This window comes from Candidatus Sericytochromatia bacterium, assembly GCA_035285325.1.
GTDB lineage: Bacteria > Cyanobacteriota > Sericytochromatia > S15B-MN24 > JAQBPE01 > JAYKJB01.
This window is the reverse complement of the sequence record JAYKJB010000037.1, coordinates 1-14,994: the sequence shown is the minus strand read 5'-3', so window position 1 is coordinate 14,994 and position 14,994 is coordinate 1. Positions and strand designations below refer to the sequence as shown.

Below are 14,994 nucleotides of genomic sequence, written 5' to 3'. Positions count from 1 at the left end.
CGCGCTCGCTGATGCTCGGCCAGCGCGTCCACCTCGCGCACGGCGGCCTCGGCCGCCACCTGTTCGCGCAGGTTGACCTGGAACATGGAGCCCTCTCCCAGGCGCAAGCGTTCAGCCTCGGCCTGGGCCAGGCGCTCGGACACCTCTCGTTCCCGGCGCGCGGCTTCGGCGCGGCGCACGGCCGCCCTCACGCCGGAGCCAGCGTCGCGCACCTCCGCCTGCACGCGATCCCGCACAAACCGGGCTTGAGCCTCCAGGCCGACCACCTGCGCCTCGGCCTGCGCGATCCGACCACGCGGCGTGCGGGCGATCAGGGGCACTTCCAGGGAGACGCCCGCTTCGAGTTCCGGCGTGGCACGTCCCGGGTCACCGGCTCCCAGGTCCTGCGAGCCGGCGAGTGACAGGTCCATGGCGGGCGCCAGCTGATTCTCCGCCAGCGTCAGTTCGACCCGCGCCTGCGTGAGCAGGGCCTGGAGTCGCTGCGGCTCCGGACGAAGCCCCAACGCCGCCGTCAGGTCCGCTTGCAGCGCGCCGGAGGCGATCGCCTGCGCCGGCGGAAGCACGCCGGGCAAACGAGCAGCCTCTGGCAGGTGGGGAGCCCCCCCCTCATCCCGCCAGAAAAGCGACAGTTCGATGGCCGCCTGTTCGAGCCCTCGTTCGGCCTGCGCCAGCTGGCCCAGCCGTTGTTGCACGACCCGTTCGTTTTCCTGGCGTTCCAGAGCCGGCAAGGCCCCCGCCCGAACGGCGGCGGCCAGGTCGGCGTCGCGGCGCTGCGCCAGTTGCAGCCAGCGGCGGGCGATCGCGGCGCGCTGCCCCGCCGCCACCCAGTCCCAATAACGCACCGCCGCCTGACGAGCGGCCTCCAGTTGCTGAATGCGCAGCTGAGCCTGGGCGACGTCCACGGCAGCCTCGGCCCGAAGCAGATCGGCTCGCCGCCGATCGATCGGCCCATTGCGCCAGAGCGGAAGGTTCATCCCGGCGCGCCACTCGCCCCCCTCGTTGGTGACGAGTTTGCCATCGTAGGGGGCAAACTGGCCCTGACCACGACGCCAGCCGCCAAACAGCGCGGCCCCCCAGAAGGGCGTGGCCTGCTCCAGGCTCGTATCGACGCGCTGATGGGGATACTGGGCCGTCGGCAGAACGGTCGCGCGGGTCCGCCAGGCCGGATCGAAGGCCCCTTCCGCCGCCGTCCGCAGCGACTCGGCGGCGCGCAGCTCCGCGCGGGCCGCCTGCAGTGGCGGATAGGAAGCCTCCAGGCTGCCCAGCAAGGCCTCGGGCGGCAGCGGAGCCAGGGCGATGGCCGCAGGTACCACCAGCCAGGCACAGGGAAGGGCCGTGAAGACAGACAGCGCGCGCCCGATCATTTGCGCAGCCGCTTGCTCGGGGCATCCAGCTTGGGTTCCTGTGTCGGCGCTTCCCCCACGTAGTTGGGCGGGAAGGCATTGAACTGACGCCACAGCTCGTATCCCAGCGCGACCACATCCAGCAACACCCACACGTTGGCCTGCACCCCTTGGCGCAGGATGGCCGGCTCCGGCCAGGGTGCGCCGTCCTCCGGCACGATCAGCGCGCGGAAGCGCCCCTCGCCGTCATCCGTCGTCTCGACGAAGGCGACCCGGCCGCCGAAAGTGCCAATCGCGGCCTCCGGCCAGCCCGAGAACTGGATGGCCGGGAAGCCCTCGAACTGGATCCGCACCGTGCGACCGGGCCGCACCAGCGGCGCATCATTGCCTGCAATCCAGGCCTCGACCGCCCGGTCACGCGTCTCCGGAACCAGCATGACCAGTGGGTCTCCCGCCTTCACCAGCCCCCCGATCTCGAAGGCCGCCAGGCGAAACACCGTGCCATCCCGAGGGGCCGTCACGGCCTGGGCCGCCTGACGGGCGCGCCGCACCTCGAGGCGTGCCAGTTCAGCCCGCGCATTTTCGGCGTCCGCCCGGGCCCCGGCAGCGCCCCCCCGCGCCTCCTCCAGGGCTGCCGTGCCGTCGGTTTCGACGCGTGCCAGATCGGCTGCCAGGGCGCTCTGCTCGGCCTGAGCGGCCGCCAGGGTGGCCGCCGCACGAGCTCGTTCCGTGATGGCGCGCGTCAGCTCCAGCTCCGCCAATTCCACCGCCCGATCGGCCGCGAGACCGCGCGTGCGCAAGGCCCACTGGCGGTCCCGATTCAACTTGGCCGTCGTTTCCGTCGCCCGCGCCGCCGTCAGGGCCTCGTCGGCGGCCCGCGTGCGCAGATCGGCCATGCGCTTGCGCTCGCCAGCCGCGCGAATGGCCCGCTCCCGCGAAGTGCCCAGGGCCTGGGCACGCGCGTTCAAGGCCCGCTGACGCCCGTCGGCCGCCGCGATGCGTTCCCGCACAGCGGCCAGTTCGCGCTCCAGCCGGGCCACGAACTCCGGATCGACATCGCGCAATTCCACCAGGGGTTCTCCTGCCCGCACCCGGCTTCCCTCTTGCACGTGCCAGCGCTGGACCCGCGCCTCCACCGGCGCTTCGACGAGCTGCTGGCGGGCCATGGGGGCAAAGGCGATCACGCGCCCCTTGGCCGATGCCGTCTGCCGCCAGGGCGCAAAGGCCAGGGCCAACGCAATGGTCAGCCCCCCGGCGATCGCCGCTTTGGCCAGGCGCCTGGATGATTCCGGGGTGCGCACGGCCTCCAGGGCACGAAAGGCACTCAGCTCGGGCGCCCAAGGCGGGGTCCTGGAGGGACTCATGCGTGCCTCCCGGGACCGAGCCGCACCAGCAACCCCTGATCGAGCCGGTACACGATCGGCAGGCGAGCCAGCACGGCCTCATGGCGACTCAAGACCACCAAGGTCCAGGGGGCGCGAGGTTCCATCAGCGCGTCCAGCGCCAGCTGACGCGCCTCGCCGTCGAGGATGTCGAGTACCTCTTCCACCACGATCAGGCGCGGCCCCCCGGCGATGGCCCGGGCGACCAGCAGTCGCGCCGCCTCACCGGCAGAAAGCGGCGCGCCGCTGGTGGCCAGCGGGGTTCCCAGCCCATCCGGCAGCTCCTGGATGGTCTCCCACAGGCCAACCGCCTGCAGCGTGGTTCGAAGGTGAGAAAGTTCGATGTCCTGTCGTCCCACGCGCAGGTTTTCCAGCACGCTGCCCGCGAAGACCCCATCGGGACGCACAAGGGCCACGGCCCCCCGCACGGAACGTACGTCGAGATCGCGCATGTCGTGGCCATCAAACTCCAGCGCCCCGGCGGCAGGTTCGCGCAAACCGGCCAGCAATTCCCCCAACACGCCCAGGCCCGCACCGGTGGCCCCGGTGATACCCATGCGCGCGCCCGGGACCAGGCCCACGTCAGCGTGCTGCAGGACGAGGGCATCCCCGCGCGATAACCGCAGCGCACTGAGGCGGATGGCGAGCCCGGCCGAGCTCGGGGGCAATGGTACGCCATCCGTTCGTTCGAGCGGCAAGTCCAGCAACGTGCCCAGCTTGTCGACGTTGGCCAGCGCGTCGTAATAGGTTTCCAGTTGCTTGGCCAGCTTGACCAGCCCCGTCACCACGGCTGAGAGCACGAACTCGGAGGCCACCAGCTGCCCCAACGTGATCTGGCGGCTGACCACCAACCAGCCGCCAACGCCAAGCAGCAGGGCACTGGCCACCGCCTGGAACGCCAGCAGACCGGTCAACTGGCGAAACAGAATGCGCCAGTGGTCCTGCCGCGACAAGAGCCAGTCCTGAGCCAAGGCGTTGGCCCGTTCGATCGAAAGGCGCACCGCCCCGTCCGAGCGAAACAGGTCCGGATGACCGGCGAGTTCTTCCAGCCACGCGGCCATGTCGAACTTGGCCTTGGATTCCTTCAGCGCCGTCTGGGTGGCCCGATGACTCGTGAAGCGCAGCAACACTGCGAGACCAGCCACCACGAACAAGCCGAACTGAAGCAGCAGGGGGTGGTAGACCGCCATCAGCAGCAGACCGATGAGCGTCTGCAAGAGCACCGCGAGGCCATCCAGGAGCAACTCACTGAAGGCCTTCTGGAGCGCAAAAACCGCGAAAAAGCGGTTCAACAATTCAGGCCCGTGGGCCTGGTCGAAAGCCTCACGCCGCACGCGGGTCAGGCGCAAGGCCAGATCCGCCGCCGAATGGATGAACAGTCGCCGCTGCAGCAATTCCACCGTGAGCGCCTGGCCGGCCAGCATCACTCCCAACAGGCCCAACGCAGCGAGCAGCAGCGCACTGAGCACCAGCACAGGCTGCATCAGGTTCGTGAACGCGATGGAATTGACCAGCGCCTGCACCGCCAGGGGCACTGCCAGGCCAAGCACGCCGGCCGCCACCGCGTAAGCCAGGATCAGGAGCAACTCCCGCCGGTGAAGCCGGAGCAGGGCCCACAGACGCTGCAGCGGCGTTTCCGCCCCCATCAGTGGATCGAGCGGAGCTCCCACGGCGTCGGCATGACTCTGGATGGTCGAGAGTGATGGCGAACTCATTTAGGCCTGGCTAGACCGCGCGAAGGCGGGGAGAGTTCCGGCGTTCAGCATAGCACGGCGCTTGCCTCGTGAGCGCTTGCGCCCTTCACGGGTTGCACAGGTCGCAACGCCCCGGGTCAGCCGTGCGTTCACCGTTGGGATAGGGTCTGCGCCGCGTGTGTTCACAGCGCAAGCAACCCTCCAGTTCCTCCAGGGGGAGACGCGTGGGCTGCCCACACCAGCCGCAAGGCAGGCCGGGGATGACCTCCAGCAGCGCAAATCCAGGCGTCCCGCAGGCGTCACAGATGGACTGAAGCCGCGCCACCAGATCAAGGGCAGCCAAGCGGATGGCTTTCTGACGAGTCGGGTTGAGATGGGCCCGCATATCCGTTTCGAGCAACATCGACCGCCCCATGCCACGAGGCAGGGCGCGCGCCAATGCCTCATCCAGCGCGGCCGGTGTCACGATGCCCTTGGCCACCACGCGGGCAGTGGCAGGATCTGGACCATCCCGCACGATCAAGCCGTGCTCGGGAAAACCCACGCGCTCAGCAAAGGCCCAGGCGGCCTCCGGGTTCGAAATGACGGCATGGGAAAAGTTGGTCGCCGTGGTGAAGGCGCTGGCCACGATCGTGAGCTCCAGCCTGCGATCCAGCAAGACGAACAGCTCGCGGTTAGCCGCCAGGAAGGGGGCCATCGGATGCGGCCCGAAACTGCCCTCGCTGGCCAGTGCCAGGTCAGCGCCCGTCAGCGCCAAGGCGGCTTCTGCCTTGGCAATTGCCGTCTCGCGCTGATCGCCTGGTCGAGGGACTTCCCCCGTGAAGGTCCCGAAGTCATCCGTGTCCACGCCCTCGGCTCGGACCAGGGTGATTCCCAGCGCCTCTTGCAACAGCGGGGCGAGCAAGTCAACCTTGCCGTGTTGGGTGGCCATGACGGCCGTCCGTCCGGCAAAGGGCGAGCCGGTTGAAGGCCCGGCGACGCGCGCCGGGCTTTCTGAGGTGGCAGACATCGTCACTCCCCCTGGGCCTTGCTGTAGCAGGCCACGCCATCGGCATGGCGCAGCTTCTCCACATGCATCCACGAAACGTGCTGACCAATCTGTTTAAGTAGCATCACAACATCATCTTCAGAAACCGCAGAGTCGGCCACATAGCGACAGCGGTGCCAGTCCACCAGCATGATGTCAGGGGCCGGTCCAGGGTACACCTTGGTGCCACGATTGGAGATCATCGCGAGCGCAAACGGACCGATGCGCGCCGGCAACTGGGGAATGCCGCGATGTTCGACGAAGACATCGACGCCACGCACCTCCCAGACTGAGCTGGAGGCCGCATCTGGCGTCGCCGGGGCCTGGGCGACCACCCGACTGGCCTGTTGTGGGACGGCCAGCTGACTCTCCACGGGCAACGCCGCCACGATGGCATCCGCAAAGGCCTCGGTTCCGCAAGTTCCGCCCAGATCACGGGTCCGCACGCCGTCCGCCAGCACGCGACGAAGGCCTTCCTCGACCCGTGCCGCACACGCGTGATGCCCCAGATAGCGCAGCATCTGGACGGCCGACAGCAACAGGGCGGTGGGGTTGGCCAGGCCAAGGCCCGCAATATCCGGAGCCGTGCCGTGCACCGCCTCGAAAACGGCGACCTCCCGGCCGATGTTGCCGGCTGGGGCCACCCCCAGGCCGCCCACCAGGCCAGCCGCAAGGTCGGAGATGATGTCCCCGTAGAGGTTCGGCGTCACCAGCACGTCGAAGCGCTCAGGCTGGGTCACCAGTTGCATGCAAGCATTGTCCACCAGAATATCGTCCGCCTTGATGTCCGGGTATTCGGCCGCCACTTCCTGGAAGCAGCTGAGGAACAGGCCATCCGACAGCTTGTGGATGTTGGCCTTGTGCACGCACGTGACGCGCCGCCGCCCCCACGTGCGTGCCAGCTCGAAGGCATAGCGCGCCACCGCCAGGGAGCCAGGCCGGGTGATGACCTTGAGGCACTGAACCACCTCGGGGGACTGGCGATGCTCGATGCCGCCGTAGGTGTCCTCGATGTTTTCGCGCACGATCACCAGGTCGACGTCGTCAAAGCGGGTCTTCAAGCCAGGCAGGGAGCGCACCGGTCGGACGTTGGCATAGAGGTCCAGCGCTTTGCGAATCGTCACATTGACGCTCTTGTGCCCAGCACCGGAGGGCGTGGCCGTGGGTCCCTTGAGCGCCACGCGGTGCCGCTGAATGGCGGCGAGGGTCTCGGCAGGCAGACCGTTGGCAGCCCGCTCGATGCTGCCCAGGCCGGCTTCGTGCCACTCCCAGGCCAAAGGCGCCCCAGCGGCCTCCAACACACGCACCACGGCCCGTGTGATCTCCGGCCCGATGCCGTCACCGGGAATCACAGCGACCGTGGTCAGGCACGACGAGGCGTGCGCATCGGAAGCTTGTTGCGTCTGCATGAGGGGGACCTCCTTCAATCTCGGGGCAAGCCACCGCGCTCGGACAGGCGCTGTGGCTGAGGGATGACAAGCGTTTCGAACTGGCCACTGCCGGGTTCGAAGGCCAGGATTCGCGACTCATCTTCATCGTGAAGCCAGGCGTGCAGGCGCACCTGGGCCTTGTCGACGGCCTCACGCAGGCGCGGATGGGTCAACAGGTGCTCGATCTGAACCAGCACGTGTTCCTGCAGGGCCACCTCCCACAAGGCTTCGCCTGAGAGGTGCAAGTAATGACGGCGCAGCAGGGCGCGGGTGCTCGCGGCATGAGCCGACCACCTGCGCTGAGCTTCGCTGGGTGCCAGCTCGGCGGGCAGCAGCAGGCTTCGCAGGGCCTGACAGCGCGAGTGACCACACACCACCACATCCCGAACCCCGCGATGCGTCACCGCGTGAGCGATCGAGGCGGCAATGGGTTGGGGGGCGGCCTCGTATGGCGGCACCACATTGCCGTGGCTCACGATGCGAATCAGACCAGACCAGCCTGAGGCCGGCTCGCCCGGCAGGGCCGGTGGCGCATCCGAACAGCCGATGAAGAGGCACGGACGAGAAACGTTATCGGCGAGCGCGGGCTCGAACCAGGCGTGCATGAGGGGTTCCTCCACTAACTTTCCAGCAATAGCGGCTCGCCGCCTGCCAAGCAGCTACCGGCCAGCAGCCAGCGCCCCAGCCCAGCGGAACTGAGACGATAAAAAGAACGCTGCCCCGCGCGACGCAGATCGACCAGTCGATGGGCACGCAGCAAGGCCAGGTGCTGACTGACGGCCGAGCCGTCGAGACCGAGGGTGTGCCCGAGGGTGCCGACGTCGTACTCCGAGTCGAGCAACAACTCGATGATCCGCAAACGCACGGGATGAGACAGGACCCGCAACAATTGGCTGAAACGGACGAAGGACTTCTCTTTCATCTGCCTCTCCATGTATGCCATTCTCCATATATATATTTATCTATATATATGGAGAATGGTATCAAAAAAACGGCCCCTGTCAAGGGGTATAAAACGGCTGGTGGATTGACTTCACGACGAATACTCGCATACATATATATAAGGAGGCGCGTGTGTCATGCCCCATCGCAAGATCGCTGCTCGGGAACTGGCGGAGCTGTTCGGCGTGCTATCCCACCCCGAACGGTTGCAGATAGTTGAGGAATTGCGTCAGGGCGAACTGGATGTGGCGAGTCTCCAGACCATCCTGGGGGTCAGTCACGCCAAGACCTCACGTCAGCTGGCCATTTTGCGGGCACAAAGGCTGGTGGCCGAACGCCAGGAAGGCCGCCACGTGTTTTACCGGCTGACGGATCGCGGCCTTGCCATCTGGATCGCCCAGGGACTGGACTTCATCCAGACGAGCCGCTTCACGCCCGAGGATGTTCGCGAGGCCGCGCGACGCTCCCAGGCCGACTGGCTGGGCCCCGCTCCCAACCAATGAGCGCGACGAGGGGACAAACTGGGCGCCGATCTGAAAAAACGAGGCGGACACCCGCTGGGCGAAGGATGTCACCGCCAGCGCCCCGCGGCTGGGGGAGCAGGGCGGGAGATGCCGGCCGGGCTCCCGTAAGCGTCGCGATCGGAATTCAGGCGGCTTTCAGTCGCCCACGCAGGGCCAGCAGCGCCGTCTGCAGGCCCTGTGCCCCCAGGCCGAGGGCGGACGCCAGGGCATTGACCTCGCCCGGCGCATAGCGCTGCCCCATCAGCTCGTTGAGATAGAGAAATTTCTCGGCAGACACCGCCATGGCACTGGCTGGATCGTTGTAGAAGGTGCGCGTGAACTCGGCGAAGTCTTCCACCGGGTCGGTCGCGCCGTAGTCACTGACGATGCGAGCGCGCTGCCCGACCTGGACCCCAGGGTCCTTGTAATAGCGGCGTTCCAATCCCCCCACCCGGGCATAACCGTCCGCCAGGCTGCCGTCCTGCTCGCGCCAGTTCGAGAGGGCGGACCATTCGGCCATCAGCTTCTTTTCGTGAGCCGTCGCGGCCGCGGCCGTCATCCCACTGCGCCCCCCTAGCTGGATCGCATGACCGGACTCGTGGATCAAGGTGCCCTCGGCCATGGAGACCCCCACCGCCTCGTCGGCATTGTGCATCCGCATGGCATCGTCGAACAGGACGATCAGATCCTTGCTCCCGGAATCAGCGGTGCGATAGCCCATCGTGCCGCCCTGGTAAGCAGAGGAACCGGGCTTGTAGTACATGATCGCCTTGCTGCCCGCACGGGTCACGCTCGCGGCCTGGCCGACCGGCGCGCTGGGAGCGCCCATGTTGACGTAGGTGGTGCCGGCTAGCCCCGGCGGCAGCTCGCCATTCCCGGCCATGCGGTGCAACGCGTTGTACAGCTGCGAGACCCCCTGGGCCGACCAGTCCTTGACCAGTGGGTCCCGACCGCGCGCCCAGGTTTGGCTGGCCGGGTAGTGCCCCGCCTCGCGATGCACCGTCACGCCGAAGCGCTGCGTGATGGCCTTCGCCAGGCGCCCCACCACGGTGCGGTGCTGCTCCGCGGGCAAACCCGTCAGACCGGCAAAGGCCTCGCGGCGCAGGGGCTCGGGCAGGCGAGCCAGATCGGCCACGAAGTTGGCCTTCTGCTGCATCGTCATCCCGCGCGTGAGCTCTCCGACCAGCGGTCGGGATGCCCCCGCGAGCTGGCTGACCTGGGTCTCCAGGGTCTTGGTCAGATGCTGGTCGAAATCCAGCAAGGTCGCCCCGCGGGCGGAAAGACTCGCCACGGCCTCCTGGCGCTGCGCGTCGGGCAGCACGCGCAGGCGATCGCGCAACAGACGGGTCTGCTCGGCCCGCGTGAGCGCCTCTGGATAGCGCGGCTGGGCCGTCTTCAACGCCGCATCGGGAACGTCGAGCGCCGCCAGCGTCTTGGGAGATACTCCCAGCTCGCGCAGGATGCGCCGGTTGACCGTGGCATCGAGGTCATAATAGTTCGTCTGGCCCGCCCGCAAGGCCTCGTTGACGGTCTTCACCAGGGTCTTCAGGTTACGCGGATCCTCACTGGTCATATCGCGCAGCAACGAGACGAGCAGGCGGCTGTCGACTTCCCCCTTGGGCAACACCACCCCGGCGTCCATCAGCAACTGGCGGGTCACGCGGTCGCGCAGCAGCGCGACATCCTGACCGCTCGCCGCCTGGGCGGCAACCTTGAGATAGCGGCCGCTCTGGCCGGTGGCGAAGCGATCGGTGAAGCCACGCAGCGACTGGAGCTCCTTGGCGGCCAGGCCCTGCCGCTCGAAGCGCTGGAAGAACGGGGCCGCCACGCCCCGCTCGGCGTACAGCATGCGTTCGGCCTCGAGCGTGAGCGGGGCTGCGCCCGTGAGGCCCTTCGCCAGCCCCGTGTTGATGCCCCGCACCGCATCGGCAAGGTCGTAGTGGCTGCCAAAGGTCTGCAGGTAGCGGCGCGTGCCGGCCATCTCCGCCACCGGCATGCTCGCCGTCACCTGAATGCCGTGCGCCCCCAGGTAGTTGGCGTGCACGATGCCGCGCACGTCCTGCACCATCTGCAAGCGCAAGGGGTGCGCATCCGGTGTCTTCAAGAAGGCCTCGAAGGCGTCTCGCGTGAGCCCGGGCTTGGCCTTGGCCAGACGCGTGAAATGAAAATCGCGCACCTTGCCGCGCACATCGGTCACGAAACGGTGCCACATCTCCCGATCAGCGCGCACGGCGTCAAAATTGATGTTGTCCGGATCGACCGCGGCACGGACCTGGCGCATCTGCTCAGGCGTGTTGCCCGCGACCCGCCATTCGGTCGGCTTGACCTGCGCCCCGCGCGTGACGCGTTCGGAGGGCGCCCCCCCGTTCAGGCCACGTTCCACCTGCGACTCACGCACCACCGGCTGAGCGGCCCGCACCCGCTGAATGGCGTGGCGAATCACCTGCCCGGCGGCCCAGCTGGTCGCGTACCCGGCGGCCGTATCCACCAGCTGGCGGGCCGTGCCGTCGGCGATCGCCTCGAGCTCATCCTCGCTGCCGGCCCGGGCAAAGCGAACCGTCGGGAACACCACCGTCGAGGCCGCCAGCCCTACCCCCACCAGGCGCATCAGGCCCGGAGAGATCGCACCGAGCGCGACCCCGCCGGCCATCATCGCCAGCGGCGCCAGCTTGCGAGCGGGGTTCGCCCGCCACTCGGCCACCTGTTGCTGGAGCGTGGCCACCGGATGGGCGATGGCCTGAGCCGTGCGTTGCAGCTTGTCGATCGCCGCGCCGGGCAGCTCCGTCAGGGTTTCTCCCCAGCCCTGGCCGACCTTGGCCAGCCCGGATTTGCGGGCAAAAGGCGGTGAAACCGGCTGGGCCATCCGCAACGGCTGGTTGAATGCAACGCTCATGATCCCACCTGCCTGCCCGGCCCCCCGGCGGGGCCCACCCGATCGTTATCGGGGCGAGGCGCGGTGATTCGATAAAAATCATGTTGTACTGGCAGAAACTTTTATTTAAGGTAGCGCCACGCGCTGGTCGCCGCCGTGAGCGCGGGGCCAGGTCAGGCCGGTGATGGTGACCAGCAAGCAGGCGATACGGGCCAGCGCAAGACAACGAACAGCGCCGGTACCGCGTGGAGCGGACCGGCGCTGGCAGAGAAGAAAGGTGAAGCGGATCAGGGCGCCTTGGCGAACCAGACGTCTTCGGTGGCCTTGGTTTCACCGTTCTGAACAAAGCTCGAACGCATCAGGTCTTCGCCCCGAGCGTTCTTCTGCAGATTCATCTGCACCGACAACTCGCTGATGCCCTGTTCGGCCAGCGACTTCAGCTCACCCGCCTCGACCTTGGCATCGCCGTCATCGACCCAGGTTTTCAAGCCCTCGAGCTCCTGGCCCGTGAGTTTGCCGTCGCCGTTCGCGTCGTGCCGGGCCAGCTTCACGTAGCCATTGTCAAACTTGCCCCCCTGATCGCCGAACAGGCGCGAACCGTCGATTTCCCCGTTGCCGGCCGCGGCTCGGCTGGCCCCACCGTCGCGATCATCCACCAGCATCGCATCGCCCTGGCCGTCCATCCATTCGACGTTTTCCTTGCGGCCATCGCCGTCGAGGTCGAACGAGACCGTCTTCCCCACCTGCGAGTCGATCCGCTGCTTGGCCGTCGACACGCCAGTGGTGCCGAGCTTGCCGTCACCGTTGAGATCCAGCATGACCGGTGAGATGAGCTGGGTGCCGATGACCTTGTGCTTGACGCCCGACGGGGACGACGAATCAGAAAGGGAAGACGAATCGCTATCCGTGCTGGATGATGGGGACGCCCCATCAAGCTCGATTTCCCCCCCCTCGCCGGAGGTGAAAACCGGGTTCTTCCGGTGGCCAGCGACGCCCAAACTCTGATTGTCGGTGACAGAGGCAGTGTCGAGGCTGCCCACGATCCGGCCATCCATGGAGAGGGCCAGGGTCTTGCCATCCGGGATGCGCGCATCAAGCACCTCCGCCGGCGCGATCGCGAGCAGCTTGCGGGCCGCTTCGACCGTCTGGGGCGAGACGGCGTTGGGCCCGAAGGCGCTCGGGTCCCCCCCGATGCCCTGCACCTGCCCCGTCAGGATGCCCAGGTAATCCCGCACCGAATGCGGGGAGGCGAGCAGATTACCCACCAGGAAAACGCCCTCGGAATCGGCAGGCGACGAGCGGTCCGGACCCTGGCCAGCGACCGGGTCCGGGGGGCAATCGAGGGCGCCCCCGCTGCCAGACAACTCCTGACCGGATCCTCCAGCCGGATCGACCGGGCTGTCCGAAGCGGCATTGCCAGCCTGGGGCAACGAGGCGGGCGCGTCACCGGCTCCAGTCGACGGAGTCGTCGGCTTGGCGAAGTTGGCACGCACGTCCTGATACACCTTCTGCTCGGCGGCGGACATCTCACCATCGGCCAGGAAGGTCTGTCTCAGGTTATCGAGCGCGCGCAGCTCTTCCGCGTCGAGGTTCACGTTGTCGATGTCGGCGCGCGGCGGTGTGGCCACCGCAGGCGTCTCAGCCTGCACGGTGTCGCCAGTGGCCGGGATCGGTTCGGCGGCAGCCGGCGGGGCCACCGCCGCGGGTGGCGTGGTGACCGTGGGTGCAGCGTCAGCCGGTTGGGCCGGGGCGACTGGCGAGACGGGCGAGGGGGCGACGTTGATGGTGGTCATGTCGGATTCCTCTGGACGCGGTACGACACGAATATCGTGACGACGGAGGAAAGAGGACGCGAACAAAACCAAGTTCGATCAATTCTTTAATGGGGAATTTACAATTCGGGTTGAAACATACCCCGGATAGCGGCGGTCACCTTTATAAGCCCCCAGCCCAGGCTAGTTGCGGGCGGACGGTACACCCGCGTTCCCGCCCTCAGCGACGCAAAAATAACAGGATGGGAGCTCCAAGAGGTGGTAGTTGAATCCGGTCTGCCAATTTGTATGCTGTATTCCTCTGGAGTACAGGTAATAACCTCGAAGAGGCTTCCGGACAACGCGTTTGCAACAATATCGCATCATACGTGCAATGACTGAGTGTCTTTTCGTAATGCTTCAACTCCCGCTCAAAAAGACTGATTCCAGGGTGGAACCACAGGGGAAACCCGATGGGGGGCGCTTGACCCAACTGGGCATAGATAGGGGACATTTCAGAAATATTGAGCACCGCGGGTGCCTTCCCAAATGCGCCTTTTCTACGCTCCAACTCATCCAGCAACCACGTCAGCTTCTTGGTGGTTTCCTCCGGAGCCAGTACCGGTCCTTGAAAAGCGGTCAAACGGTTTCCAAAAGGGACCAGCCGGGGCTGCGATGGCAGCGACAACGGCAAGCCCCCCAGAGTGCCATGGGCCTGATAGTTCAGGGTCAATTTCCAGACGAAGCGAGCGTTCGCGAAGGCTGGCAGGCAGAAAAACATCAGCACCCATGTCACCAACACAAGCAGGGGCAAACGATGTCGCGACGTTCCCGTAAAAAGCTCGAACAAGACCAAGGGCACGAAGCCGACGGCATAGAAATGCATGGGCAACTGCCCACTCAGGTGACTCGTCATGGCCCCAGCCCCAAAAAACATCGCGGCCACCAGCAGACGCAAGCTATCGCGCTGCAGTGCCAAAACCATCACCAGGGTGCCCGTCGAGGTGAGCAACAAGAACAGAAAGTAATAGGCCGTGATGCCTTGACGCAGGACTGCGTGAGGAGGCTGTCCATAGTTGAACCAATAGGCAAACGCCTGCATATCTGTGGCACTTGCCGTGATGAGCACGGGCAAGAGGGCGCTGCCCCAAAAGACCCCAAGACGCCCCATCAGGCGACGAAGCCGCGGCGCGCTGGATGCATTCGTGTGGGATATCAGGATCGTCTCAAAGTCCGTTCCCCACGCAACCAGCCCCACCAGGCAGGTACCGATCCCCAAGGCGATCGCCCCGAAATCCTGCTTGGTCAACACACACAAGCCTGCCATCAGGCCAGCGGTCACCACCGCCCCGAACGAGTCCCCCAGGGCCAGAACCGACACGACGAACAAGCCAAGCAGAGCAGTGGTGTTGTACCAGGGATGAAAGCTCAGGCCGGACAAATATAACCCGGCAAAGGAAACAAGCGATAGAGCCACGCAGGCACGCGATGCGCGAAGGCGCCACAGCAAGGCCTGCAGGGCAGCCAGGGTCGCGGCGGAGATGGTCAACTGACACGCCACCAAGCTCGACCAGACGGGCCCCAGCCATTTGAAAAACAGGGCTGGCAATAGGAAAGAGACCGGGCCGACGGGCATGCCGAAGTCACGATAAGGAACCTGACCGCAGTAAAGTCGATAGGCACCTTCAAAAATAATCGGAAAATCGCCGTGGCCACCAGAATAAAGTTCGGTTCGCTGGGTCGACAGTGCGACGAGAAAACCCACGCAGGCGATCAAGACGCCATAGGTCAGGCCGTCTCCCGGTAATACCAACTGCAGCATCCGCCGTCTCATAGGTAATCGTCGTCTCCCGAACGCGGCATACGGAAGTTCCTGAACCTCCCGCTGCCCGATTTTTCTGTCAAGCCCTGTCGCAGAAGGGTGGGGCGCCCGCACGAGCCACGCGGCGCAACATCCAGCGGATCGGGCTAAGCGCTTCCCCCTGCGAGACTTTGCCTGAATTTTTCCGCGTCCCAGTCCAGTAATTCCGCCATCTGAGCGGGCATCAGG

General features: G+C 66.3%; 11 protein-coding genes. 1 reads left to right on the top strand and 10 read right to left on the bottom strand.

The features are described 5' to 3' along the window. The 7 genes from VKP62_05370 to VKP62_05340 all read right to left on the bottom strand — a co-directional run. Positions 1–1,364, bottom strand: a 1,364-nt coding sequence (locus VKP62_05370) for a TolC family protein (protein ID MEB3196616.1), incomplete at its 3' end; no start/stop codon positions are given. Continuing rightward, positions 1,361–2,707: an HlyD family efflux transporter periplasmic adaptor subunit gene (locus tag VKP62_05365; protein MEB3196615.1), complete on the bottom strand. Its 1,347-nt coding sequence runs from the start codon at positions 2,705–2,707 to the stop codon at positions 1,361–1,363. The genes VKP62_05370 and VKP62_05365, both read right to left, overlap by 4 nt. Further along, positions 2,704–4,440: an ABC transporter ATP-binding protein gene (locus VKP62_05360; GenBank protein MEB3196614.1), complete on the bottom strand. Its 1,737-nt coding sequence runs from the start codon at positions 4,438–4,440 to the stop codon at positions 2,704–2,706. Before VKP62_05360 ends, VKP62_05365 begins: the two co-directional genes overlap by 4 nt. Positions 4,441–4,525: 85 nt before the next feature. Further along, positions 4,526–5,428 carry a DUF6671 family protein gene (locus VKP62_05355; protein ID MEB3196613.1) on the bottom strand — a complete coding sequence of 301 codons (903 nt, stop codon included), beginning with the start codon at positions 5,426–5,428 and terminating at the stop codon, positions 4,526–4,528. Between the two features lie 2 nt (positions 5,429–5,430). After that, entirely contained in the window at positions 5,431–6,855 is a 1,425-nt protein-coding gene (locus VKP62_05350) for an NADP-dependent isocitrate dehydrogenase (protein MEB3196612.1), read from the bottom strand. A gap of 14 nt (positions 6,856–6,869) precedes the next feature. After that, positions 6,870–7,481 (bottom strand): carbonic anhydrase, encoded by a 612-nt coding sequence (locus VKP62_05345; protein MEB3196611.1) that lies wholly within the window; start codon positions 7,479–7,481, stop codon positions 6,870–6,872. A gap of 14 nt (positions 7,482–7,495) precedes the next feature. Next, complete coding sequence (locus VKP62_05340; GenBank protein MEB3196610.1) at positions 7,496–7,798, bottom strand: metalloregulator ArsR/SmtB family transcription factor; 303 nt, start codon at positions 7,796–7,798, stop codon at positions 7,496–7,498. A 157-nt stretch (positions 7,799–7,955) separates the two neighbouring features. Between VKP62_05340 and VKP62_05335 the strand changes: the two genes are divergently transcribed. Next, the gene (locus VKP62_05335) at positions 7,956–8,321 is read left to right on the top strand and encodes a metalloregulator ArsR/SmtB family transcription factor (protein ID MEB3196609.1); all 366 of its coding nucleotides are present in this window, start codon (positions 7,956–7,958) and stop codon (positions 8,319–8,321) included. A 145-nt stretch (positions 8,322–8,466) separates the two neighbouring features. On the opposite strand, the gene VKP62_05330 is transcribed toward VKP62_05335, so the two are convergent. The 3 genes from VKP62_05330 to VKP62_05320 all read right to left on the bottom strand — a co-directional run bounded on the left by VKP62_05330 (position 8,467) and on the right by VKP62_05320 (position 14,766). Continuing rightward, positions 8,467–11,214 carry a hypothetical protein gene (locus VKP62_05330; protein ID MEB3196608.1) on the bottom strand — a complete coding sequence of 916 codons (2,748 nt, stop codon included), beginning with the start codon at positions 11,212–11,214 and terminating at the stop codon, positions 8,467–8,469. 266 nt (positions 11,215–11,480) lie between these two features. Beyond that, complete coding sequence (locus tag VKP62_05325; GenBank protein ID MEB3196607.1) at positions 11,481–12,986, bottom strand: hypothetical protein; 1,506 nt, start codon at positions 12,984–12,986, stop codon at positions 11,481–11,483. A gap of 199 nt (positions 12,987–13,185) precedes the next feature. Next, positions 13,186–14,766, bottom strand: coding sequence for a hypothetical protein (locus VKP62_05320; GenBank protein MEB3196606.1), 1,581 nt, complete (start codon positions 14,764–14,766; stop codon positions 13,186–13,188). Positions 14,767–14,994: the final 228 nt, after the last annotated feature.

Bases quoted from the DNA above. Each gene is read 5' to 3' on its own strand.
- VKP62_05335 (MEB3196609.1), top strand. From the start codon at position 7,956: ATGCCCCATCGCAAGATCGCTGCTCGGGAACTGGCGGAGCTGTTCGGC.
- VKP62_05365 (MEB3196615.1), bottom strand. From the start codon at position 2,707: ATGAGTCCCTCCAGGACCCCGCCTTGGGCGCCCGAGCTGAGTGCCTTT.
- VKP62_05350 (MEB3196612.1), bottom strand. From the start codon at position 6,855: ATGCAGACGCAACAAGCTTCCGATGCGCACGCCTCGTCGTGCCTGACC.
- VKP62_05355 (MEB3196613.1), bottom strand. From the start codon at position 5,428: ATGTCTGCCACCTCAGAAAGCCCGGCGCGCGTCGCCGGGCCTTCAACC.
- VKP62_05320 (MEB3196606.1), bottom strand. From the start codon at position 14,766: ATGCTGCAGTTGGTATTACCGGGAGACGGCCTGACCTATGGCGTCTTG.
- VKP62_05360 (MEB3196614.1), bottom strand. From the start codon at position 4,440: ATGAGTTCGCCATCACTCTCGACCATCCAGAGTCATGCCGACGCCGTG.
- VKP62_05345 (MEB3196611.1), bottom strand. From the start codon at position 7,481: ATGCACGCCTGGTTCGAGCCCGCGCTCGCCGATAACGTTTCTCGTCCG.
- VKP62_05340 (MEB3196610.1), bottom strand. From the start codon at position 7,798: ATGAAAGAGAAGTCCTTCGTCCGTTTCAGCCAATTGTTGCGGGTCCTG.
- VKP62_05330 (MEB3196608.1), bottom strand. From the start codon at position 11,214: ATGAGCGTTGCATTCAACCAGCCGTTGCGGATGGCCCAGCCGGTTTCA.
- VKP62_05325 (MEB3196607.1), bottom strand. From the start codon at position 12,986: ATGACCACCATCAACGTCGCCCCCTCGCCCGTCTCGCCAGTCGCCCCG.